The organism is Chryseobacterium proteolyticum, assembly GCF_046591535.1.
Lineage (GTDB): Bacteria > Bacteroidota > Bacteroidia > Flavobacteriales > Weeksellaceae > Chryseobacterium > Chryseobacterium proteolyticum.
Genome location: NZ_JBJLWK010000005.1, coordinates 159,994 through 183,813, shown reverse-complemented (window position 1 = coordinate 183,813; position 23,820 = coordinate 159,994). Strand labels below are relative to the sequence as shown.

Here is a 23,820-nt window from a genome sequence, read left to right as displayed (position 1 = left end):
TTAATGTATAGTTTACTTTCATATTCAATACCTTTGGCTTTTAAATACAAAATTGTGATACATGGATTTTAAAAACTTTAAAATACCTTTTAATACCAATCCCCAATATTCAAAAAAAGTTGCCTATTTTTCAATGGAATTTGCCATTGAACAGGTTTTAAAAATATATTCCGGAGGACTGGGCTTTTTAGCCGGTTCACACATGAGAAGTGCCTATAATTTAAAGCAGGATTTTATAGGAATAGGAATACTCTGGAAATTCGGCTACTATGATCAGGCAAGAAACCACGATCAGACACTACAGCCGGTATGGACAAAAAAAAATGTATAGTTTTTTGGAAGATACCGGAATAAAATTCCAAATTGAAATCCACAGCGCTCCTGTTTGGGTGAAAGTATGGTATCTTGATCCTGAAATTTTCCATACCGCCCCTATGTTTTTTCTATCAACAGATGTACCGGAAAATGACCACGTTTCAAAAACAATCTGTCATAAACTATATGATGCCAATGAATCGACAAAGCTGGCTCAATATATATTACTGGGAAAAGGAGGTGCCCAATTACTGGACGAAATGAATCTGGAAAGAGATATTTATCATCTGAATGAAGCACATGCCCTACCCGCTGCATTTTATTTATTAAGAAAATACAATGGAGATTTAAGCAAAGTAAAAGAGAAACTTGTTTTCACAACGCACACTCCTGAAGAAGCGGGAAATGAAAAACATAATCTGAAATTATGTTATGACATGTCTTATTTTTCAGGCTTTAGTATGGAAGAAGCCAAAAGCATAGAAGGAGTAGATGATGAACGTTTCAATCATTCTCTTTGTGCATTAAAAATGGCTAAAGTTGCCAATGGTGTTTCACAACTTCACGGTGTGGTTTCCAGAGCAATGTGGAGTAAATATCCCGGAATTTGCGAAATCAAATCAATCACCAACGCCCAGGAATTTAAATACTGGGCAGATAAGCGCCTCTACAACTCCAAAGATGAAAGAGACGATCAGGCATTTGATTACCGTAAAAAATATTTAAAAAAGAGACTCTTTAAAATCGTTGCCGATCAAACAGGAAATCTTTTCAATCCAAACATTTTTACTATAGTCTGGGCAAGGAGATTTGCCGGTTATAAACGTGCTGATCTGCTTTTGCACGATAAGGACAGATTTTACAAGTTATTGAATAATCCTGAACATCCTGTTCAGATAATTTGGGCAGGGAAACCCTATCCAATGGATTATTCTGCCATTTCTACGTTCAATACACTGGTAGAAGAAAGTAAAAATCATAAAAACATGGCTGTCCTTACAGGTTATGAGCTTTCTTTAAGCAAATCACTAAAACAGGGTTCAGACCTATGGCTGAATAATCCCAGGGTTCCAAGAGAAGCTTCAGGAACTTCAGGAATGACTGCAGCTATGAATGGTTCTGTAAATCTTTCGACAGATGACGGCTGGATTCCTGAGTTTGCAAGACACGGGCAAAACTCTTTTGTCGTTCAAAAAGCAGATTACCTGAATATGAGCATCTACGAACAGGACAACTATGATTTAAACCAGTTATATGAAATCCTGGAAAACCAGATCCTCCCAACCTACTACGATAATGCAGACAGCTGGAGGAAAATACAGTACAATGCCATGGACGATGTTAAGCATCAGTTTAACAGCGATAGAATGGCTGATGAATACTATAGCATGCTGTATAATTATTAGGATAAAATTGCTGAATTGAGAAATTTAAAAAATTGAGACCCTTATAATTTTTAGGTCAATATTATAAATAAAAGCTGCCGGAGAATTCTCCGGCAGCTTTTATTTTAAGTTAGTCTTTTTTCTTTTTAGGCACTTTCAAGCCTTTCTCTCTTGCCTCAGAAATTCCGATTGCAACAGCTTGTTTCTTACTTGTCACTTTTTTTTCCAGAAGAAGATTTTAATTTACCCTCTTTGAATTCGTGCATTACTTTTCCTACTTTTTCCTGAGCTTTATCTGAATATTTTGTCTTGCTCATGATGCTATTTTTTTTAAGATTTTGGCAGGGATACCCCTATTTCATAAACTTCAGCGTGTTTCAAATATTTTGAACGCTCTCTTGAAGTAACCGATTCTAAACGATCATTTTTGATCACAATAATCGGATCTTCTGCATTTTCAATTTCAAAATTAGCTAAATATCTTTCGTCAGGAGCATCCTGACGCATCTTAGCTTTTATTTTCTGCAGATCGTCTGCGTATTTTCTGAATCCCGGATCTGAGGAATGGATAAATTTATATTCATCACCTGCATATACATAATAATGTAATTTTTTTTTCAATAAGCCCTGCTTCATCTGAAATCTGCGGATTATCATTTCCATCTTTAAAGCTTACTTCCACTAAAGTTCCGCCCTTTTTCTGTGCACATGCTTCAGCATCTTTAAAGCTCGAAAAACCCGTATACACTATTTGATCATTCAAAACGTAACGATTTAATTTCTGATTGAATGCATTCGTTTCCATAATTATTATTTTAGCTTGATTTGTAATAATACATTCAATTTTTTTGCCAAAGCCTTATATTAAAAAGCTTTTTTGTGCGTTTGATAAAATTATTATCTTTGAATCTGTTTAAAATTAGAAATGAAAAAAATCCTATTAAGTCTTGGTGTTGCCATAGCTCTTCAAAATCTATCTGCACAAGAAATCACATTAGATAAAATATATTCAGGATATTACCGTGGGAAAGGCATTGCCGGAATTACTTCCATGAAAAACGGAGAAAACTACTTGGTTATTGAGCAAGGCGGTATCGCAAAATATTCTTATAAAAATTCTCAAAAAGAAGGTAATATAGTAGACGGGCAGTTTGAAAGCTATGAGTTTTCCGATGATGAATCCAAAATTCTTTTGCTTAAAGAAAGACAGCCTATTTATAGACATTCGTTTTTAGGGAAATTTGAAGTTAAAGACCTTAAATCAGGGAAAATCATTTCTGTTAATGAAGGGAAACCCGTTCAGGAGCCCAGGTTTTCACCGGATGCATCTAAACTGGCATTTATTGCAGACAATAACCTGTTTTTTCAGGATCTGAATTCCGGAAAGATCACTCAGATAACGACGGACGGAAAGAAAAACTCAATTATCAATGGACTTGCTGACTGGGTATATGAAGAAGAATTCGGACATGCAAGACAGTATGAATGGACCAAAAATTCGGATGCCATTGTTTTCATAAAATCAGATGAAAGCCAGGTTCCGGAAATTTATATTCCTATTTATGGTAAAACTCTTTATCCGACAGAAATGCGTTATAAATATCCAAAAGCCGGAGAAAAGAATTCTGTTGTATCAGCTCAATTATACCGTCTTGATTCAGGAAAAACAATGCCATTAAATCTTGGATCCTTCAAGAATTATTATATCCCCAATGTATTTCAGACAGCAAAACCTGACGAAATGGTTTTGATTACTTCAGAAAGAATACAAAACGCTTCTGATGTTTTAAAAGTTAATACAAAAACCGGTGCTGTTCAAAAATTATTTACAGAAACAGATGATAAGTGGATTGATACGGACAGTCCAACATTGGAATTCCTGGAGGATGATTCTTTCCTTTGGGGATCAGAAAGAGACGGGCACCGTCATCTATATTGGTATGACAAAGATGGTAAACTGAAGAAGCAGGTTACAAAAGGAAACTGGGAGGTAACTGATTATTATGGCTACAATCCAAAATCTAAAGAAATCTATGTTCAGACCACTGAAAAAGGAAGTATTAACAAGGTAGTATCCAAAATCAATATTGAGAATGGGAAATCACAGCTGATCTCCAATACAGAAGGAAATAACTCTGCTAATTTCAGCAAAAACTATAATTATTTCATTGAAACCTCCTCCTCTGTTTCAAAGCCTTATACTTTTGTACTTAAGGACGGCAATGGTAAAATAGTAAAAGAGCTTCAGAACAATAATGATCAGCTTCAAAAATTACAAGCAGATAATTTTGCCGTGAAGGAATTCATTACCATTCCAAATAATGCAGGTGATCAGATGAATGCATGGATCATAAAACCTAAAAACTTTGATCCGAATAAAAAATATCCTTTATTTATGTTCCAATACTCCGGGCCCGGTTCTCAGCAGGTTTCTAATTCTTGGGATCAAGGAAATACTTTGTGGTTCAATCATTTGGTTCAGAAAGGATATATTGTAGCGTGTGTAGACGGACGTGGTACTGGTTACAAGGGAGCTCAATATAAAAAGGTAACATATATGAATCTCGGAAAATATGAAATTGAAGACCAGATTACCGCTGCGAAATGGTTTGGAAATCAATCTTATATTGATAAAAGCAGAATCGGAATGTTCGGATGGAGCTTTGGTGGATATATGACAAGTTTGGCTATGACAAAAGGAGCCGACGTCTTCAAAGCAGGAATTGCTGTTGCTCCGGTTACCAACTGGAGGTATTATGATTCTGTTTATACGGAAAGATTCATGAGAACTCCACAGGAAAATGCTGACGGTTATGATAAAAATTCTCCAACAGAATACTCTAAACTGCTCAAAGGTAAACTTCTACTAATCCATGGTACTGCCGATGATAATGTACATTTTCAGAATTCTATGGAATTCTCGGAGGCCTTGATCCAAAACAAAAAGCAATTTGATTTCATGGCATATCCTGATAAAAACCACGGAATTAATGGCGGACAAACAAGACCTCAGCTCTATCAAAAAATGACGGATTTTATCCTTAATAATTTATAATCCATCGTTAAAAATATTTATTAAACCTTCTGATTTACGTTAGAAGGTTTTTTAATATTCATTTCATTTATCGTTTTTCTAAAGAGTAATTTATTTTATCAATTAAAATTAAAAACTTATTTTTGGGAAATTTGAAATTTGTATAGATGAAGACTAAACATCCTAAAGGCCTGCCTTTTCTATTTTTTACCGAAATGTGGGAAAGGTTCGGGTACTACTTGATTCTCGGAATTTTTGTTTTGTATGTTATTGAACCTACCGGTTTAAAAGGAGGTCTGGGATTACCGGACAAAACCGCTGACGATATTTTCGGGACCTATATTGCACTTACCTATCTAACCCCGTTTATTGGAGGTTTCTTGGCAGACAGGGTTTTGGGATATATCAAATCTATTTATCTGGGAGGAATTCTGATGGCTGCTGGATATATAGGAATGGGTGTTTTCAAGGATCTCCCTTTATTCTACACTTCTCTGGCACTTATTATCATCGGAAACGGTTTTTTTAAACCAACCATTTCTACCCTTCTCGGAAATCTGTATTCTGAAGAACCTTATAAAGCCAATAAGGACTCTGGTTACAATATTTTCTATATGGGGATCAACATAGGAGCATTTATCTGCAATATTATTGCTGCTTTCATGCGTAACAAATTTGGTTGGGGTGAAGCTTTCATTACGGCCGGAGTAGGAATGCTTATCGGTATGGTTATTTTTACCATTGGGAGGAAGCACTATATCCACGCAGCTCAGATGAAACCAGTTCAGGAAGGAGATACTAAGCTTTCGGAAATCTTAATAAAGGTTTTTTTACCGGCTATTATTGCCGGAGCCATCGGATGGTTTATTCCGGGTAATATATTTGGAAGCGATAGCACCGATGCATTTATTTTTGCATGTATTCCTGTCATCTATTTTTATGGATCACTTTATTTTAAAGCAAAACCGGAAGAAAAAACGGCTATCGGAGCATTATTATCTGTTTTTATGATCAGTATGTTTTTCTGGGCAGTTTTTAAACAGAACGGAACCGCTTTAACAAGATGGGCGAATTATTATACCGATCGAAGTGTTCCCGCAGCCATAGAAAAACCTTTAGAGAATATCTATATGGTAGATGGTAAAAGTTATGAGGACAAAGAAGTTCCTGTTTATGACAATCAATTCCAGTCACAGAAAGATAAAGACGGAAATACAATTAAAGTGCAGGGGAAAGATGTTTATTTTAAAAATATATCTTCTGAACAACGTGCTGAATTAGAGAAAAATCCAAAAAATAAGGTTTATTTATACAACACTGAATTATTTCAATCCATAAACCCTTTCTGGGTTATTGCTTTAACCCCTCTGGTCGTAGGATTTTGGGCAATATTACGAAGAAAAGGAAAAGAGCCGCTTACTCCTACAAAAATTGTTTTAGGCTTATTCATCTCCGCATTATCCTGCCTGGTAATGGTATTGGCAGTAATGGCCGGAGATAACGGAGCTGTAAAAGTTTCTCCATGGTGGCTTGTTGCCGGTTATGGAGTGATTACAGTAGGAGAACTCTGCCTTTCCCCAATGGGACTTTCTTTTGTTTCTAAGCTTTCTCCTGCAAGAATTACAGCATTGATGATGGGTGGTTTTTTCCTTGCCAATTCAGTCGGAAATAAGTTATCAGGAATATTGGCAAGTACGTGGTACAGCTATGATAACAAGATGAATTATTTCCTGGTTAACTTTGCTTTATTGATTTTTGCTACGCTTTTAGGGCTTTCAATGCTTAAAAGGTTAAACAGGATCATGAAAGAAAAAGGGCATTAATTAACCCTTTTTAATAGATAATAAAAGCTGTAGAATTGATCTACAGCTTTTTTATTTAAATATAAAATTAAAATCTTGCCAAAAACTCAAAAAAAACTATATTTGCTAGTCTTAACAAAAATTAACAATAAGAATGGATAATATTGAAGCATTAAGTCCGAAACCGGATGAACTTTTAGAGAATAAGAGCTCCAGACATCCCAAAGGATTATGGGTTCTTTTCGGAACAGAAATGTGGGAGCGTTTCAACTTTTATGGGATGAGAGCACTTTTAACGCTCTTTATGGTAAACTCCCTATTGATAAAAGAAGCTGATGCAGCGATCATTTACGGTGGATTTTTAGCTTTGTGTTATTTAACACCTCTTTTAGGAGGATTTATTGCTGATAAATATATTGGTAACAGATACGCCATTATTATTGGTGGATCCTTAATGGCCATTGGTCAGTTTTTACTGTTCATAAGTGCTTCCACTTTTTCTGCTGATATCGGAAGTGCCAAGCTTATCATGTGGCTTGCCTTGTTCATTATCATTTTTGGTAACGGTTTCTTTAAACCGAATATCTCCTCAATGGTTGGAAGCCTTTATCCCAAGCAGGAAAAATCAAAGCTGGACTCTGCCTTTACTATTTTCTACATGGGAATCAATATCGGAGCATTCCTTGGGCAATTTATCTGTCCATACGTTGGGGATGTTAAAGATGCAGCAACAGGGGTAAGAGATATTTTCGCCTTCAAATGGGGATTCCTTGCAGCTTCTATTGCCATGATTATCGGAACTGTAACATTCTTCATCCTTAAAAACAAATATGTGGTGACTCCGGAAGGAAGACCTATCGGAGGATTACCAAAACATAATACAAGTGCAGATTTTGAAGAAGGGGAAACCCAAACGGCTAAATTCTCAGGTCCGTCATTAGGAATAACGGGGCTTATATTTGTCGTTTTATTTTTTGCTTTCAGATATCTTCTTGTAGGAGAATTTGGATTCAATTCAGTAGAGATGGGACAACTTATCAAAGGAATTATCTATCCTTTCATCTATGCTGCAGGTATCGCTTTAGCATTCCTGATTATGACTTCTGCTGAAAATAAAGTGGAAAGACAGAGAATCTGGGTAATTTATATCGTATCATTTTTTATTATTTTCTTCTGGGCCGCTTTTGAGCAGGCAGGTTCTTCCCTGACGTTCATTGCGGATAACCAGACAGACAGGAATATTTTAGGCTGGAATATGCCTCCTTCCATGGTTCAGATCTTCAACGGGATCTTTGTTGTTATACTTGCCGTTCCGTTCAGTTTGATCTGGGACAAATTAAGAGCCAAAGGAAAAGAACCTGTATCTCCGTTCAAGCAAGCTATGGGATTGGCATTAATTGCGCTTTCTTATTTCATCATTGCCCACAATGTAAAAGATCTTGGAAGCTCAGGTTTGTTAGCAATCAAATGGTTGATGCTATTGTATTTCATCCAGACATGTGGTGAGCTTTGCCTTTCTCCTATTGGTTTATCACTAGTAGGTAAGTTAGCTCCAAAAAGATTCGCTTCATTATTATACGGGGTTTTCTTTATCTCCAATGCAGCAGGTTATGCTTTAGCAGGTTCGTTAGGAGCTCTTATTCCTGCAACAGGTGATAAATTTAAAAAAGCGGAGGAAATCGGAGTAAACCTTCAGGATGTTTTAGACAAAAAAGTAACTTTAACAGCTGATCAAATAGCTGCTTTTGATAAAGCCCAGCTCCCATTACACAATCCTACATTTGCCGGATTTGAAATTCACAACCTGTTTCAATTCTTCATGGTATTCGTAGTACTTTGCGGTATTGCTGCGGTAATTTTAGGTTTAATTTCACCTATTTTAAAGAAAATGATGCACGGTGTAAAGTAGTTGCATTAATAAAATACTATAAAACCTCTGCTTTGTCAGAGGTTTTTTTATAAATTAGCACGCCGTTTCAAAATGAAACAGCTTTTCGTTTATTTTCATTTACTATGTATACATTAGAAGAAATACAAGATTTTAAAGGCAAGTATCCTAAACAGCTTTGGACGCTATTCACAGTAGAAATGTGGGAGCGTTTTTGTTTTTACGGGATGCGCGGAGTTCTTACCATTTTTATGGTGGACCAATTGGGCTTATTGGAAGATAAAGCCAATTTACAATATGGAGCAATACAGGCCTTCATTTATGCATTCACCTTTATCGGGGGAATTTTTGCAGACAAGATCCTGGGATTTAAAAGATCATTGGTTTTTGGCGGACTTATCATGTCCATTGGTAATCTTATTATTGCCTTTTCGCCCCATGATTTCTTCTATTTCGGAATTACCTGTTCAATCATTGGTACCGGTTTTTTCAAACCTAATATTTCTTCGATGGTAGGAGAACTTTACAAGGAGGATGACCCAAGAAGGGATGCAGGATATGGATTATTTTATGCAGGTATTAATATTGGTGGGTTACTTGGGGGTGGCTTATGTGTTTATCTGGGGAAATATTATTCATGGTCATGGTGTTTCCTTGCAGCTGCCGTTGTAATGATTTTAGGTTTGATCACATTTTTTGCGACAAAGAAAACCTTAGGCCCTATCGGAGATTCTCCATTACAGGCTCTTCCACAATCCAAAAGAACGACTCGTGAAGTGTTGGTTTATATCGGAGCGTTGTTAAGTATGCCGCTTATTTTTATCATGGTAAAGAATACGGATTATACTGATTATTTTATGTACCTGATAGGAATTGTTGCGGTTGGATATTTTATCATAGAAACATTAAAACAAACCACACCTTATCAGAAAAAGCTTGTTGCCGCATTCATATTCATCTTCATGTACTTTGTGTTCAACTCTATTTATGAGCAAAGCGGAGGTTCATTATCTTTATTTGCAAAAGATAATCTTGTACATAAGCTTTTAGGCTTTGGTATGGATCCTAATGTTATTAATAATAGTGCCAATTCATTTTTCATTATCATTTTCAGTCCATTGATCGGGCTGGCATGGATTGGTTTAAATAAAAGAAAATTAGAGCCTAATACCATCAACAAATTCGGGATTGGATTTTTATTCCTTGCAGCCGGATTCTTTTTATTTTATAGTTTAAGATATTTTGCGGGTGCTGATGGAAAATCTTCACTTAATCTGTTTACCTTTACCTGGCTGGTCATTACTTTCGGAGAATTATGTTTGGGGCCGATCGGAATGTCTATTATCACAAAACTATCACCAAAGAAAATGTTCGGAATGATGATGGGATTGTGGTTTCTGGCAAGTGCATTCGGACAGTTTGCAGCCGGTAAAATCGGAGCAAGTTTTTCGGAGGCCAATACCGGCAATACCAACATGAGTAAACTTATTGCTTATACCGACGGATATAAAACTCTGGGAATCTATGCATTGATAGCTGGTGTGGTATTAATTTTGATGTCCAAGCTTGTGAGAAAATTAATGCAAGACGTAAAATAAAATATAAGCTTATTATGCTTAATTTTATTAATAATTTAAAATTGTATGAAAAAAATTCTAAGCATAATAAGTTTGTTTTTGTTTACCCTGAGCTTCGCACAAGTTAAATGGATGACTATTGAAGAAGCCCTGAAGGCTCAGAAACAAAATCCTAAAAAAATTCTTATTGATTTTTATGCCGACTGGTGTGGTCCATGCAAAATTATGGACAAAAAGACATTTGGTCATCCAGTAATTGAGCAGATCCTGAATGAAAACTATTATCCGGTGAAGTTCAATGCAGAAGAGAAAAAAGATATTGAAATTTTCGGGAGAACATTTTCCAATCACACCGTTGAACACAAAAAAGGAAAAAATTCACTCCATGAATTCACACAATATATGAACGTTGCGGCAGTTCCCAGCACTGTTTTTCTGGATGAGAAAGGAGGACCCATCACTATTCTTCAGGGTGAACTTTCAGCTATAGAGCTTGAGCCTTACCTGGAATTTATTTCAAAGGATATGTATAAAAAAATCAAAACTCGGGAACAGTGGGAAGATTACCAGAAAAAGTTTAAATCCAAAATAAAAAACTAGTTTGGGATTTCCAAATTAATAATTAAGGCTTCCAATTTTTTGGAAGTTTTTTTTTATTTTACCGAAATTCGGACTTTTATTTTTTCATTTACTATCGCGGATCAGAAACCTGTATCCAAGCTAAAATTGAATCTAGAAACCTCTATAGAATACGTTAAAGGAATCGGTCCTGAAAAAGCTAAACTCATTAAAAGTGTGTTGGGAATTTCTACTGTGGAAGATTTGCTTAACTTCTATCCTATCCGGTATCTGGATAAAAATAAAGTGTATAAAATTTCTCATCTTCAGGAAAACAATCTGGAGATTCAGCTAAAAGGAAAAATTACCCATGTTCAGGAAATTCAAACCGGAAAAACCAAAAGGCTCTCCGCCAAATTCAATGATGAAACCGGAACAATGGATCTTGTATGGTTCCAATATTCAAAATGGCTGAAAGAGCAGCTTCCCATCAACAGGGAAGTCTATATTTTCGGAAAGATCAATCTTTTTAATAATCAGTTTTCAATGCCACATCCGGAAATTGAAATTGAAGAAAAAAGAGAAAATGATAATCGCCTGAGACCAATTTATCCAAGCTCTGAAAAGCTGACAAAACGTGGTTTAAACCAAAAATATTTTCAAACAATTCTCAGAAATATCTGCAAAGAGATCCCAAATCTTATTGAGGAAAACCTGCCGGATTACCTGATAAAATCCTTTAAATTCTTATCAAGGCAACATACTTTTTTAAATATCCATTTTCCACAGAGTATGGAATATTTTGAAAAGGCCGATCACCGGTTGAAATTTGAGGAATCATTTTTCTTTCAGCTAGGCTATGTTTTAAAGAAAATTCATCATAAAAGCCACGCGTTCGGCAATCCATTTCCTATTGTGGGAGACTACTTTACCGGTTTTTATGAAAACCATCTTCCTTTTGAGCTTACCAATGCCCAAAAACGTGTTTTAAAAGAAATACGCTTAGATATGAAGAAACCGATACAGATGAACAGGCTTCTTCAGGGAGATGTAGGCTCAGGAAAAACGATGGTTGCTTTGCTTACTATGCTTATTGCAATGGATAACGGCTTTCAAAGTTGTATGATGGCACCTACTGAAATCCTTGCCCAACAGCATTATAACGGAATAAAAGAATTGCTGGAAAAAACAGATATTAATGTCCGGCTTTTAACCGGTTCCACAAAGGCTTCTGAAAGGAAAATCATTCATCAGGAGCTTGAAAACGGAGAGCTTTCTATTTTAGTAGGCACCCATGCCGTACTTGAGGATAAGGTTAAGTTTAAAAATCTCGGGCTGGCCATTATAGATGAGCAACATCGGTTTGGTGTTGCACAGCGGGCAAAACTTTGGGCAAAAAACAAAATTCCGCCACACATTCTTGTTATGACAGCCACTCCTATTCCGAGAACTCTGGCTATGAGCTTTTACTCGGACTTGGATGTTTCTGTGATTGATGAAATGCCCGTAGGTAGAAAACCGATTATAACAGCTCATAGAAGAGAAAAAGACAGAACCTATGTTTATAATTTCTGTAGAGATGAAATAAAAAAAGGCAGACAGGTCTATTTTGTATATCCGCTGATAGAAGAATCTGAAACTTTAGATTATAAAAATTTAATGGAAGGTTTGGATCATGTTATGAACTCTTTTCCTGATTATAATGTGAGTATGCTTCATGGAAGGATGAAGCCGGATGAAAAAGACGCAGCCATGCATTATTTTGCATCCGGGAAAGCAGAACTTATGGTTGCAACGACAGTAATTGAAGTGGGTGTAAACGTTCCCAATGCCTCAGTAATGGTTATAGAGAGCGCTGAGAGGTTTGGTTTGTCACAGCTCCATCAGTTAAGAGGACGTGTGGGCCGCGGGGCGGAACAAAGCTATTGCATTCTCATGACTTCAGATAAATTATCAACTGAAAGCAGAACCCGCATCAGGACAATGACAGAAACCAATGATGGATTTAAAATCTCAGAAGTAGATATGCAATTACGCGGACCCGGTGATATTTTAGGTACTCAGCAAAGTGGCGTTGTAGATTTTAAAAGACTTGACCTGGTAAAAGATTCCGGGATTATAAAAACAACAAAGAAAACAGTTGAAAAGATTCTTGAAAAAGATCCCCTGCTTGGTCTTGCGGAACATCAGATTATTAAAAACTACTATCTGAAATACTATAAAGGGAAAAATAAATGGAGCAAAATATCATAAAAAAAAAACCGCAAAAAGAAAAAGATCTTTCCGCGGCCCCCTTATAAAACTGTTATTTAGAAGAAATTATTCTCGTGGTAAAAAATTTATTTAGTAGAATGCTTATTATTCTGTAGTTTGATGTGGAGTGAAAATATTTATAGCATTTGCATTTTTATTTTAAGCCACTACTAAATAAATTTTGAAAAAACAAAATGAATTATGTTTCCAACTTACTTATTATAAAAACTAACTGTGTTTGTCGAAAGGATTTTAAAAGAAACGACTATAATATCCCCCGACGCTTGAGTTTTCATGATTGTACCGTTTTGTTTAAAGATCTTCTACGCTTAACATTGGAACTGAATAATCCATTTTGTTTTACTAACATCGTGATTAACATTTTTTTACTTTCAAGATTTGAAAAATAATTATTTATATTAATTACTTTTATGATTAATTTGTGTTAGCACGTTTCTTGTACAAATTTCATCAATTGTTATTAATAACTATTTATATTATTATATTTAATAGTTATAAAATTTTCACCTATTGGTGAGTATTGTATAATATGTCTTATTTTATTTCTGAATTAAAATCCAGAAACATCAATGTTTATCATACTTTCAGGATAAGATTATCCTTATTGAGTCCTGATGTGTGGTATTGCCAATTGAGAGTCACTACCTCGGAAATTACCCTTTTCAGGTCTTTATAATTATCTGGTTTTTTTATATAAATATTTGCACCTTTTACAAAAATCCTTTCGACTTCTTCTTCTGACAATGTATCACAATATACCCCTGTGACCATACTGTTCAACCTCACATCTTTTTTAATCTCTTCCAGACATTCCAGCATCCCTTTTTTTGGAATGGTGTAGTTCATCAGCAGCACTTCCGGAATAAGAGCCTCCGCATTATTTAAATATTTCATCAAATCCTCACCATTGGAAAACGACTGCACCTTTACTGTTATTTTAAGATCTTTAAGTATACTTTTAAATAGAATAATATTGCCTTCGTCATTATCAACAAGTATGGTATTTAAATATTCTTTATTCATAAAGCATTTTATTAGTAACAGCCACAGTCTGCTCTTTTCTCCTTTTGATAATAATTTTCTGAAACTGGGAAGGAGTGATACCCGTTGTATTTTTAAATTGTGTACTGAGATGAGCAACACTGGAGTAGTTCAGCTTATGTGCAATCTCCGTAAGGTTAAGTTTATTTGTAATAATCAGCTCCTTGGCATATTCTATCTTCTGTAGAATAATAAAGTTTTCTATAGATGTGTACGCGACTTCTGAAAAAAGATTGGAAAGATATCCGTAGCTATGATTCAATTTTTCAGCAATGTAAATAGACGCTTTAACAGCAACAATATCTTTTGAGAAAACCAATTCTACGATTGCATCTTTTATTTTCTGGACTAATGCAATCTTCTGGCTCTCGATAATTTCGATGCCATAATCTTCAAGATTCTTTTTGAAATTATTGTGCTGTTCCTGAGTAAATGCTTCATAAAATTCAACTTCCCCAAAATTCAGCAAACGGTATTTCAAACCCTGTTCTTTAAGCTTTTCATCCAACACTTTTTTACAAAGAGCATTGAAATCAAATTTCACATACATTTTCATCCTAGTACAAGTGTGTTAATTATTTTGTAAATATAAACTTTTATTTCATATGAATGTGAAATAGGTTAATAAAGTTAAAATAATTTTCATAAACGCAAAAAACTCCTGCATTAAAGAATACAGGAATTTAAACACTAAGGATGAAAAAAATATACTGATAAAAGCCAATACAGCTTAAAACCAAGTATATGAACGTATTATTTTTGAAGTGATTTGGTTCTTTGCAAATATCACAATTATAACCAAGTCACCCGTTATAGAATTATCAGATATTGTTACACAATTATAAGTCTATTGTTCGTGAATTATAAATTCCATGAGATAATCGTCCATCACGAAACCATTCCCGATATCAAATACTCCTTCGTCGTAGATCCGGTATCCTTGAGATTCGTAAAATTGTCTTGCGGCATTAAATTTATTTACATTTAAGATTATTCTGCCATCTCCAGCTTCAAGTGTTTTGTCTGCCAAAAAAGCGAGTGCTTTTTTCCCAAATCCTTTTCCTTTACTCTCGGGAACCAAATAAATCCTGTGGAGTTTTGTTGTTTGATCTTCGTAGGCATTTTCGTAGCCTATAAATCCTTCAAAAGAGTTACTTTCTCCATCTTTAATAAGATAATAATGATAATGAGGGTGCTGCAAATGCCCTGCAATCTCTTCTGTAGAATACATTGTACCCAACATATACTCCATCTGTTCAGCCGAAAGTATTTCTGCATAGGCATTTTCCCATGATCTTCTGGCTAAATCCTGAATTAAAGGAATGTCATTTTCTGTTGCTTTTACTAATTCCATAATTTTATCATTAAAAAAAGTGAAAGGCACGAACCTTTCACTTTATGTTATTTAATTTATTGACAGATAACGTAACCGCATATTTATTTTTAACGTCTTACGTATCTTAAACATTCGCCATTTCAGCTTTTATTTTCGCGTAAAGTCCTTCTGATGCTGCTACGAGAGGAAGTCTTAAATAATTTTTAATAATTCCTTTTTCTGTCAAAATCACTTTAATTCCACATGGATTTCCTTCGGCAAAAATCAATCTTGTGATTTCCACAAGTTTGTTATGAATTTCATAAGCTTCTTTTACTTTTCCATCCAAAGCTAACTGAATCATAGTAGAAAACTCTTTTGGATATGCTTGTCCTATAACGGAAATAACTCCTTCACCCCCTGCCAAAGTTACAGGCAATGCATATTCATCATCTCCCGATACTAATGCAAAACCTCCAGGCTTCTTTCTTAAAATATCGAAATATTGAAGAATATTTGGAGCGGCTTCCTTAATTAAGAATAAATTAGGAAATTCTTTAGCCAATCGAATCGTAGTATCTGCCTCTATATTTTGTCCTGTTCGGGAAGGCACGTTATAGATAATGATCTTTTTTCCTGTAGAAGCCAGAGCTTTATAATGCTGATAAAGCCCCTCCTGATTAGGTTTATTATAATAAGGAGAAACTGATAAAACTGCTTCAAATGATGAAAGATCCGTTTCTTCAATTTGTTTTTTTTACTTCAAGAGTATTGTTCCCTCCAATTCCCAGAACCAAAGGAAGGCGTTTACTATTTACCTTAATGATATGATCTGTAACCTGTTTCTTCTCCTCTGCAGAAAGTGTTGCAGCTTCCGCTGTAGTTCCTAAAACAACTAAATAACTGGTTCCGTTTTCAATGTTATATTCAACAAGTTTTGTTAAACTATCAAAATCAACGGATAAATCTTCATTAAAGGGTGTTACCAAAGCCACACCTACTCCTTTTAAAATGCTCATCTGTTAGAATTATTTTTGTCAAATTTAATAATTTCGACTAAGAATTTATAATAAATAATAATGTTTTATTCTACATATAATTATATTTGCATATACTAAAAGAAATTATGAAAAATAAATTCTTATTGCTGGGAATTGCCTTGGTTTCGCTTACTTCTTGTAAAACAATTCCTTTACAGGTAGCAAATGTGGAAACACAAAAGAATATTTCCATTAATAAAGATCTGAAGAATGATGAGGCTTTTGTAAAAGTTATTGAACCTTATAAACAAAAACTGGATCGGGAAATGAATCAAAAAATTTCCCATACGAACACAGATCTTACCAAACAAGGTGATAACAGCAATCTGGGAAATCTTTTAGCTGATTATACTTTTGAAGGAGCCAATGAATGGGCAAAGTCACACCTGCAAAAGAATGTTGACGCTGCTCTCATCAATATAGGAGGTATTCGCACTTCCATTGGCAAGGGTGATATTTTACTCAAAAATGTATACGAAGTGATGCCATTCGAAAATGAAGTGGTCATTGTTAAAATGAAGGGATCCGACTTGCAGGGTTTATTTGAATACTATGCAAAAAATGAGGTCAATAATCCGGTTTCTCATTTGTATATAGAAACTCAAAACGGCAAACCATCCAAAACTTTAATTGACGGAAAAACCATTAATTCAAGTCAGGATTATTATATTGCAACTTCTGATTATTTAGCATTAGGAGGTGATAACATGAATTTCTTTGCAAAAGGGGAATCAATTTCTACGGGAATTAAAATGAGAGATCTTTTTATTGATTGTTTTAAGAAAAACCCGCAGATTGTTCCCAATACAGATGTTCGTTTAAATTTTATCGGTAAGAAATAATGGATAGAAAAAGATTTATAAAAACAATTGGTGGCGGGACTATGGCAATGGCTTTAGCTCCCAATATGATGATGGCTGAAGATTTCGGACTGAGTACCTTATCTTCAACAAATAAACTTACTATTCTTCATACCAATGATCAGCACAGCAGAATAGAACCTTTTGATGAAAGTTATACAAAAAATCCTAATCAGGGAGGTTTTGCAAGAAGAGCAAGTTTAATACAGCAAATCAGAAGTAAAGAAAACAATGTATTGCTTCTTGACTCGGGAGATATATTCCAGGGAACACCATACTTTAATTTCTTTGGCGGCGAACTTGAATTCAAATTAATGTCCATGATGAAATATGATGCTTCTACCATGGGGAATCATGATTTTGATAATGGATTACAGGGGTTTCTGAATGTTTTGCCTAATGCACAGTTTCCATTCATCTGCTCGAATTACGATTTTAAAAATACAGTTTTAGATGGTAAAACATCTCTCTATAAAATCTTCAATAAAAACGGAATCAAAGTAGGGATTTTCGGAGTAGGCATTCAATTGGAGGGGCTAGTGGGTAAAAAACAATATCAGGAAACCGTATATTCGAATCCGATTGAAGTTGCACAACATTATTCAAACTTTTTGAAAAATGAACAAAAATGTGATCTTGTAATTTGCTTATCACATATTGGCTACGATTACAAAGGAGAGCCCGATAAGGTAAGTGATAAGATACTGGCTGCAAGTACAGAAAATATCGATCTGATTTTAGGAGGACATACCCATACATTTTTACCGGAACCCCAAACCTTTAAAAACCGTCAAGGAAAAAATGTCCTGGTAAATCAGGTGGGATGGGCAGGACTTCTTTTAGGCAGAATAGATTTCCATTTTGACAATAACAAAAACGTACAACATATCTCCTGGAATAATCAGGTAATAGATAGCAGTATAATAGCATAATATGAAAAAACTCTCCATAATTTCCCTTGGTATTTTAGCATGCTTTCAAATGGCTAATGCTCAGGTTATCTCTTCAAAAAAATGGGCGGATATATTCTCCTACAACAATGTTATCTCCATGAAAGAAGATAATGGGAAAATAATTGCAGCTGCAGAAAACGGGCTATTCTATTATACCATCTCGACAGGTGAAATTACGAAGTTATCCAAAGCAAACGGCCTTCATGAAGTAGGTATTTCTGCTTTTGATTACAATGCTCAAACCAAGATCGGACTTATTGGTTATCAAAACGGCTCCTTGGATATTGTTACTCCGGACGGTGTTACTTATGTTGTGGATATCCCCATTGCTACAGGATACAACGGAAGCAAAAAAATCAATCATATATCAATTACAGGAGATAAGGCTGTTATTTCAGTTGGCTATGGAGTCTCTATTTTTGATCTTAGAAAAAAAGAGTTTAACGATTCTGCTTTTTTTCTTGCAGGAGGTGTATATGAAGCGAGTAATGAAGCAACTATCGTAGATAATAAGGTATATTCTGTAACGAATACTGGTTTAAAGAGCCATGAAATGAATACGACTTTTCCGGTATTTTCTACCTGGACAACTGATGTCCCGGGAACATTTACCCAAATCGATTCTGATCCTGTTATTAGCTTTTCTTCTGCAACTACAGCATACATCTTTAATAATGGTGTCTCTACTCCACTTTCACAGACTTTTGGAAAAGTACAGGATATCGTAGTGAGTTCAAATGGCATTATTGTTACCGATCAGAGTAGGATTTACACTTTCAATACCAACGGAAACTATGTTGGGACTGCGAGTGTAGGAGAAGAATGTAATACCGCTATAAGGACAGGTTCGAAGATATATGGAGGAACTATTCTTTCGGGAATTAAAGATGAAACCAATAATGCATTTAAACCGGATGGTCCCTATTTCAACTATGCTTATAAACTTAATTTATATGGTGAAAACCGAATTTTAGTTTCAACCGGAGGTAGAGAAGCAAGATTCAACACTCCACTTATTAATGCTAAAAATCCGGGTTTTTACTACTTTAACGGAATGCAGTGGATATATTCATCTTATTTTATAGGACAAACACAGTCATTTAATATTTTAGATGCTGTGGCCGATCCGAGCAATTTGGATGAAGTCTATTTCACCAACTATGTATATGGAGGACAGGGTATTTACAAAATGAAATACAACAGCACGAATAAAGATTTTGATTTTACAAAATATTACAGCTTATCACCACCTAATAACTTTGCCTATAGACCTGTAGGCTTAACTTATGATGATCAAAATAACTTATTTGCTACTGTAGGTTTCATGGATAATGGCTCTATGTCTGTAGTTCCATATGACAAAACTGCTGACAATTTTATCGTAAAGGAAATAGCAGGTCTGAGCCACGGTGTGCAGAAAGCTCTATATTATGAAAATCTTTTATGGGTACCGATCCCAAGGACGAACAACTTTTTAGTATATGATTATAAAAAGACTCCAACAAACGTATCTGATGACACCGCTTATATCCTGACTCAAGCCAGCGGATTTCCAACCAATTCAGGAGGAACGGTTTCTGTCGCCATTGATAAAGCCGGAGATGCGTGGATAGGTTCTGACACAGGGTTACGGGTTTTATCCAATGCGGTAACAGCCATTAAAGAACCCAATCCTACTGTAAACCCTATTATCATTGAGCAGAACAATCTAGGTGAGGAGCTTTTCCGTGATTCTCAAATTCTACAAATAGAAGTAGATGCAGGAGATTATAAATGGATTTCAGTAGATGGTGGAGGAGTATATTATCTGTCTTCAGATGGACAAAGAACCATAAAGCATTTTACAAAAGAAAATTCACCATTGCCTACGAACAGCATTACTGATATTAAAGTAGACAGAAAAACAGGAAAGGTATATTTTGCTTCTTACAACGGAATTGTAACCTATCAGGGAGATGTAGCAGATGTAACTTCGGGCTTCGGAAATGTAGTGGTGTATCCGAATCCTGTGGTACACTCCAATTTCAAAGGAAAAGTTACAATCAAAGGTCTGGCGGAAAAAACAAACATAAGAATAACTGATGTTGCAGGAAACGTCATTCACTCGGCAGTAGCAAGAGGTGGTTATTATGAATGGGACCTTAATAATCAGCGAGGAACCAGAGTAGCATCAGGTATCTATTTTGTCTTAATGACCAATGAAGATGGTTCTGATAAAGCGACCGCCAAAATAGCTGTGGTTAATTAATGAATTCACAAAAAGGATTTTTACTTTCATTTATCAAATACGGGGAAAATGATGCGGTTCTTCATTGCTTTACAGAAGAGGAAGGCTTTCAGACTTTTTTCCTGAAGGGTATTTACTCCAAAAGAAATAAGAAAAAAGCATTATTGCTTCCGTTAAACCAACTTAGTTTTTCCATTCCTGTAGGAAAAAGTAGCGGAATACCGTCCGTTACCAGATTCGAGTTGGTAAAAAACAACGATATGTATACCGATATAAAGATCAATACTGTGGTTTTCTTTATTTCAGATTTTCTTAATCAGATCCTGAGAAATGAACATAAAAATTCTAATCTCTATTTTTCCATTGACGAGTTTATTGATGAACTCTCTCTAAAGAATTATCAATCCCATTTGATTTTTTTAATTAAAATTTTAAAAATCCAGGGTGTAGCACCCCTACTCGACAATCACCAGTATCTGGATCCGGAAACAGGAACTTTTTCACCTCAACCGGCTCATCAATTATTCAGCCATGAGATCTCAGCCGCTTGGAAATCTATTATTTCTTCACAGAATCCTTATGAATTAAAAATTCATTCAGCATTAAGAAAGGATCTCCTGGATAGTATATTGGTTTATTACCATTACCATATTACAGACTTTAAGATCCCAACTTCCCTGGAAGTGATCCAGCAGATATTTGAATAAGTAAATTACACAATCATAAGATCATTTTTCTTATGGTTGTCATCGGTTTATTTTGTAAGGTAGCTGAATTGTGAAATTGTATTTAATACATTATTATTCTGCTATTCTGCTCGCTTGCTTTTTAGCAAATTGCTCCCCACTCAACTATTTCGTTTCTTCCGGCATTTCCGTTTGAGATTCCGCTATTTCCTTTTTGGGGAATTTTGGTTGAAGAATTTTAGATATCAGTCCGGTCCATCCTGTCTGATGAGAAGCTCCTACTCCACGCCCTGTATCACCGTGGAAATATTCATAAAAAAGAATGTAATCCTTAAAATCAGGATCTGTCTGAAACCTTGGATACTGTGAATTGACCGGCCGATTTTCATTTTCATCTTTAAGGAATATTTTTGCGAGTCTTTTACTTAGAGCATCTGCAATCTCCTCAAGATTAGAATAATTTCCACTGCCAGTAGGATATTCTACCATAAAATCAGGACTATAATAAAAGAAAAAACTTTGAAGACTCTCAATAATCAGAAAATTAATAGGAAACCAGATAGGACCTCTCCAGTTACTATTTCCACCAAAAAGCCCACTATCACTTTCTGCAGGTGTATATTTTACAGAATAATCAACCCCATTGAGATTAATTGTATAAGGATTTTTTTCATATACTTTGGATAGGGCGCGCACACCATAATCACTTAAAAACTCGTTTGGATCCAGCATTCTGCTGAGGAGCCTCTTTAAGCGATGTCCTCTCAACAGAGAAAGCAAATGCTTTGAATCCTGTCCCTTCACTTCCCAGTGCGAAACAAGGGCTGCCAGTTCGGGTTTATTTTCCAATACCCAATGCATCCTCTTTTTAAAATTAGGAAGTTTTTCAATCACCTCATCGTCAATTACCTCAACCGCAAACATAGGAATGAGTCCCACTATTGTCCTTAATTTAAGATACATATGATTTCCATCACTGGAAGAAATAGCATCATAAAAGAACTCATCTTCTTCGTCCCAGAGGCCAAAGTTTTCATCACCCATATTATCAAGAGAATGGGCGATAGAAAGGAAATGTTCAAAGAATTTCATTGCCATCTCTTCATAAACCCTGTTATAGAGAGCCAGTTCTAAGGCAATTCTCATCATATTGAGTGCGAACATCGCCATCCAACTGGTTCCATCCGCCTGTTCCAGCTGTTCTCCATTCGGGAGTGTACTGTTTCTGTCGAAAACGCCTATATTATCAAGTCCTAAAAATCCGCCTTCAAAAATATTATTCCCGTTGTTATCCTTTTTATTCACCCACCATGTAAAGTTCATCAATAGCTTCTGGAAAGCACTTTCCAGAAATTCAAGATCAGGCTTATCCTTCAGATATTCATCGATTTTAAAAACTTTAAAAACCGCCCAGGCATGAACGGGTGGGTTTACATCACCGAAATCCCACTCATAGGCAGGTAACTGCCCGTTAGGATGCATATACCATTCGAACAGGAACAACTTTAACTGATATTTAGCAAAATCGGGATCAATCAATGAAAAACTTATGGCATGAAATGCCAGATCCCAGGTTGCATACCATGGATATTCCCATTTATCAGGCATCGAAATGATATGTTCATTATTCAGATGTTTCCAATCGTAATTTCTTATTCTCCCACGGGATTTAGGTGGAGGCATTTCTGCAGGATCACCTTTCAGCCACTTTTCAACATTATAATGATAATACATTTTATTCCACAACAAGCCTGCAAATGCCTGCCTCTGAATCAGCTTTTCATCATCAGACCGGATTCCTTTCTGGATGTCATTATAAAAATCATCAGATTCTTTTTTTCTTGAATTGAAAATTGCCTCAAAATCCTGAAATGGTTCTGATAATTCTTTATCGGAGAGCCGAAACTCAAAGGTCTTTGTTTCTCCTGCTTTAAAATCATCTTCAATATAAAAAGAGGCTTTTGTTCCCTTATTCTCCAGATTTATGGCCGATAAATTCTGATTAATGATAAAGTCATTAATTCCGTCCTTACAGTATTTTGATTTATTAGCCGAACGATATATCCGTTCATTATTGGTCTCATTATCACAAAACAATGTTTTCCGGGATTGTTTGGAATAGATATTTCTGACCTCAAGATCCTTATGCTCAATTTTAATCTTTGAAAATTCTTTTGAGCTTAGCAGAGGCTTATAATCATCATATCCCCAACTCCAGGTATTCCTGAACCAAAGTGTTGGTAAGATGATAAGCGGAGCTTCATTTTCAGATTTATTGGTAACCGTTAATTGTATTAAAATATCATTTGCTCCTTCTTTAGCATATTCAATGAAGATATCGAAGTATTCGTTTCTTTCAAAAATACCGGTATCTATCAATTCATATTCATCTTCATTTTTACTTCTTCCTGCATTGATGTTTAGCAGATCTTCATATGGAAAAGCATTCTGAGGATATTTATAAAGCATTTTCATGTAGGAATGGGTAGGTGTGGAATCGAGGTAATAGAAATATTCTTTAACATCTTCACCGTGATTTCCCTGGCCGTTTGAAAGACCAAAGAAACGCTCCTTTATCATCTTATCTTTTTTATTCCAGAACCCTATGGAAAACACCAATTTCTGCCAGTCATCACAAATCCCGCAAATCCCTTCTTCCCCCCAACGATATGCCTTCGCTTCAGCAATATCATGATTGGTATAATTCCAGGCATCTCCATTCGCACTATAATCTTCACGTACCAATCCCCATTCCCTATTGCTTACATAAGGACCCCATTTTTTCCATTGTATATCAGAAAGTCTCTGCTGTTCTGTCATATATGTAGTTTTAAGAATGAAATAACAAATTAAAGGCAGATCATT

General features: G+C 35.4%; 16 protein-coding genes and 3 pseudogenes. 11 read left to right on the top strand and 8 right to left on the bottom strand.

The genetic code is table 11. The features are described from left to right. Positions 1-61 precede the first annotated feature (61 nt). A pseudogene (gene glgP, locus ACJ5H0_RS18550) lies at positions 62-1,721 on the top strand (alpha-glucan family phosphorylase). 109 nt (positions 1,722-1,830) lie between these two features. On the opposite strand, the pseudogene ACJ5H0_RS18545 reads toward glgP, so the two are convergent. The 3 genes and pseudogenes from ACJ5H0_RS18545 to ACJ5H0_RS18535 form a co-directional block, all read right to left on the bottom strand. Continuing rightward, positions 1,831-1,966, bottom strand: a pseudogene (locus ACJ5H0_RS18545) (DUF6496 domain-containing protein). Positions 1,967-2,030: 64 nt separating this feature from the next. Then, the gene (locus tag ACJ5H0_RS18540; RefSeq protein ID WP_411251300.1) at positions 2,031-2,321 is read right to left on the bottom strand and encodes a hypothetical protein; all 291 of its coding nucleotides are present in this window, start codon (positions 2,319-2,321) and stop codon (positions 2,031-2,033) included. After that, positions 2,284-2,505 carry a hypothetical protein gene (locus tag ACJ5H0_RS18535; RefSeq protein ID WP_411251297.1) on the bottom strand — a complete coding sequence of 74 codons (222 nt, stop codon included), beginning with the start codon at positions 2,503-2,505 and terminating at the stop codon, positions 2,284-2,286. Before ACJ5H0_RS18535 ends, ACJ5H0_RS18540 begins: the two co-directional genes overlap by 38 nt. Positions 2,506-2,625: 120 nt before the next feature. Between ACJ5H0_RS18535 and ACJ5H0_RS18530 the strand changes: the two genes are divergently transcribed. The 6 genes from ACJ5H0_RS18530 to recG all read left to right on the top strand — a co-directional run bounded on the left by ACJ5H0_RS18530 (position 2,626) and on the right by recG (position 12,812). Next, complete coding sequence (locus ACJ5H0_RS18530) at positions 2,626-4,755, top strand: S9 family peptidase (RefSeq protein WP_411251295.1); 2,130 nt, start codon at positions 2,626-2,628, stop codon at positions 4,753-4,755. 146 nt (positions 4,756-4,901) lie between these two features. Continuing rightward, entirely contained in the window at positions 4,902-6,557 is a 1,656-nt protein-coding gene (locus ACJ5H0_RS18525; RefSeq protein ID WP_411251292.1) for a peptide MFS transporter, read from the top strand. A 133-nt stretch (positions 6,558-6,690) separates the two neighbouring features. Next, on the top strand, positions 6,691-8,445 hold the full coding sequence (locus tag ACJ5H0_RS18520) for a peptide MFS transporter (RefSeq protein ID WP_411251289.1): 1,755 nt from the start codon (positions 6,691-6,693) through the stop codon (positions 8,443-8,445). A gap of 104 nt (positions 8,446-8,549) precedes the next feature. Beyond that, positions 8,550-10,022, top strand: a complete 1,473-nt coding sequence (locus tag ACJ5H0_RS18515) for a peptide MFS transporter (RefSeq protein WP_273650767.1) — start codon at positions 8,550-8,552, stop codon at positions 10,020-10,022. Positions 10,023-10,067: 45 nt separating this feature from the next. Next, complete coding sequence (locus tag ACJ5H0_RS18510; protein ID WP_306614470.1) at positions 10,068-10,601, top strand: thioredoxin family protein; 534 nt, start codon at positions 10,068-10,070, stop codon at positions 10,599-10,601. A gap of 93 nt (positions 10,602-10,694) precedes the next feature. Continuing rightward, complete coding sequence (recG, locus tag ACJ5H0_RS18505) at positions 10,695-12,812, top strand: ATP-dependent DNA helicase RecG (protein WP_411251604.1); 2,118 nt, start codon at positions 10,695-10,697, stop codon at positions 12,810-12,812. Positions 12,813-13,409: 597 nt separating this feature from the next. Here the strand turns inward: recG and ACJ5H0_RS18500 are convergent. The 4 genes and pseudogenes from ACJ5H0_RS18500 to dapA form a co-directional block, all read right to left on the bottom strand. After that, positions 13,410-13,856 (bottom strand): response regulator, encoded by a 447-nt coding sequence (locus ACJ5H0_RS18500; protein WP_172283837.1) that lies wholly within the window; start codon positions 13,854-13,856, stop codon positions 13,410-13,412. Continuing rightward, complete coding sequence (locus ACJ5H0_RS18495; RefSeq protein WP_172283835.1) at positions 13,849-14,430, bottom strand: helix-turn-helix domain-containing protein; 582 nt, start codon at positions 14,428-14,430, stop codon at positions 13,849-13,851. Before ACJ5H0_RS18495 ends, ACJ5H0_RS18500 begins: the two co-directional genes overlap by 8 nt. A 291-nt stretch (positions 14,431-14,721) precedes the next feature. Beyond that, positions 14,722-15,228, bottom strand: coding sequence for a GNAT family N-acetyltransferase (locus tag ACJ5H0_RS18490; RefSeq protein ID WP_273650764.1), 507 nt, complete (start codon positions 15,226-15,228; stop codon positions 14,722-14,724). Between the two features lie 106 nt (positions 15,229-15,334). Further along, positions 15,335-16,208 (bottom strand): annotated as a pseudogene (gene dapA, locus ACJ5H0_RS18485) (4-hydroxy-tetrahydrodipicolinate synthase). Positions 16,209-16,315: 107 nt separating this feature from the next. Between dapA and ACJ5H0_RS18480 the strand changes: the two are divergent. Genes ACJ5H0_RS18480 through recO form a run of 4 tightly spaced genes read left to right on the top strand, consistent with a single transcriptional unit; the run spans position 16,316 to position 20,976 of the window. Then, positions 16,316-17,071 carry a 5'-nucleotidase C-terminal domain-containing protein gene (locus tag ACJ5H0_RS18480; RefSeq protein WP_172283829.1) on the top strand — a complete coding sequence of 252 codons (756 nt, stop codon included), beginning with the start codon at positions 16,316-16,318 and terminating at the stop codon, positions 17,069-17,071. Next, positions 17,071-18,021 carry a bifunctional metallophosphatase/5'-nucleotidase gene (locus tag ACJ5H0_RS18475; protein ID WP_172283827.1) on the top strand — a complete coding sequence of 317 codons (951 nt, stop codon included), beginning with the start codon at positions 17,071-17,073 and terminating at the stop codon, positions 18,019-18,021. The genes ACJ5H0_RS18480 and ACJ5H0_RS18475 overlap by 1 nt, the downstream gene beginning before the upstream one ends. A 1-nt stretch (position 18,022) precedes the next feature. After that, complete coding sequence (gene porZ / locus ACJ5H0_RS18470) at positions 18,023-20,290, top strand: type IX secretion system anionic LPS delivery protein PorZ (RefSeq protein ID WP_411251284.1); 2,268 nt, start codon at positions 18,023-18,025, stop codon at positions 20,288-20,290. Then, positions 20,290-20,976: a DNA repair protein RecO gene (recO, locus tag ACJ5H0_RS18465; protein ID WP_411251280.1), complete on the top strand. Its 687-nt coding sequence runs from the start codon at positions 20,290-20,292 to the stop codon at positions 20,974-20,976. Before porZ ends, recO begins: the two co-directional genes overlap by 1 nt. A 144-nt stretch (positions 20,977-21,120) precedes the next feature. On the opposite strand, the gene ACJ5H0_RS18460 is transcribed toward recO, so the two are convergent. Then, on the bottom strand, positions 21,121-23,775 hold the full coding sequence (locus ACJ5H0_RS18460; RefSeq protein WP_411251276.1) for an MGH1-like glycoside hydrolase domain-containing protein: 2,655 nt from the start codon (positions 23,773-23,775) through the stop codon (positions 21,121-21,123). Positions 23,776-23,820 lie beyond the last annotated feature (45 nt).

Bases quoted from the DNA above. Each gene is read 5' to 3' on its own strand.
- ACJ5H0_RS18535 (WP_411251297.1), bottom strand. From the start codon at position 2,505: ATGGAAACGAATGCATTCAATCAGAAATTAAATCGTTACGTTTTGAAT.
- ACJ5H0_RS18530 (WP_411251295.1), top strand. From the start codon at position 2,626: ATGAAAAAAATCCTATTAAGTCTTGGTGTTGCCATAGCTCTTCAAAAT.
- ACJ5H0_RS18525 (WP_411251292.1), top strand. From the start codon at position 4,902: ATGAAGACTAAACATCCTAAAGGCCTGCCTTTTCTATTTTTTACCGAA.
- ACJ5H0_RS18520 (WP_411251289.1), top strand. From the start codon at position 6,691: ATGGATAATATTGAAGCATTAAGTCCGAAACCGGATGAACTTTTAGAG.
- ACJ5H0_RS18515 (WP_273650767.1), top strand. From the start codon at position 8,550: ATGTATACATTAGAAGAAATACAAGATTTTAAAGGCAAGTATCCTAAA.
- ACJ5H0_RS18510 (WP_306614470.1), top strand. From the start codon at position 10,068: ATGAAAAAAATTCTAAGCATAATAAGTTTGTTTTTGTTTACCCTGAGC.
- ACJ5H0_RS18500 (WP_172283837.1), bottom strand. From the start codon at position 13,856: ATGAATAAAGAATATTTAAATACCATACTTGTTGATAATGACGAAGGC.
- ACJ5H0_RS18495 (WP_172283835.1), bottom strand. From the start codon at position 14,430: ATGAAAATGTATGTGAAATTTGATTTCAATGCTCTTTGTAAAAAAGTG.
- ACJ5H0_RS18490 (WP_273650764.1), bottom strand. From the start codon at position 15,228: ATGGAATTAGTAAAAGCAACAGAAAATGACATTCCTTTAATTCAGGAT.
- ACJ5H0_RS18480 (WP_172283829.1), top strand. From the start codon at position 16,316: ATGAAAAATAAATTCTTATTGCTGGGAATTGCCTTGGTTTCGCTTACT.
- ACJ5H0_RS18475 (WP_172283827.1), top strand. From the start codon at position 17,071: ATGGATAGAAAAAGATTTATAAAAACAATTGGTGGCGGGACTATGGCA.
- porZ (WP_411251284.1), top strand. From the start codon at position 18,023: ATGAAAAAACTCTCCATAATTTCCCTTGGTATTTTAGCATGCTTTCAA.
- recO (WP_411251280.1), top strand. From the start codon at position 20,290: ATGAATTCACAAAAAGGATTTTTACTTTCATTTATCAAATACGGGGAA.
- ACJ5H0_RS18460 (WP_411251276.1), bottom strand. From the start codon at position 23,775: ATGACAGAACAGCAGAGACTTTCTGATATACAATGGAAAAAATGGGGT.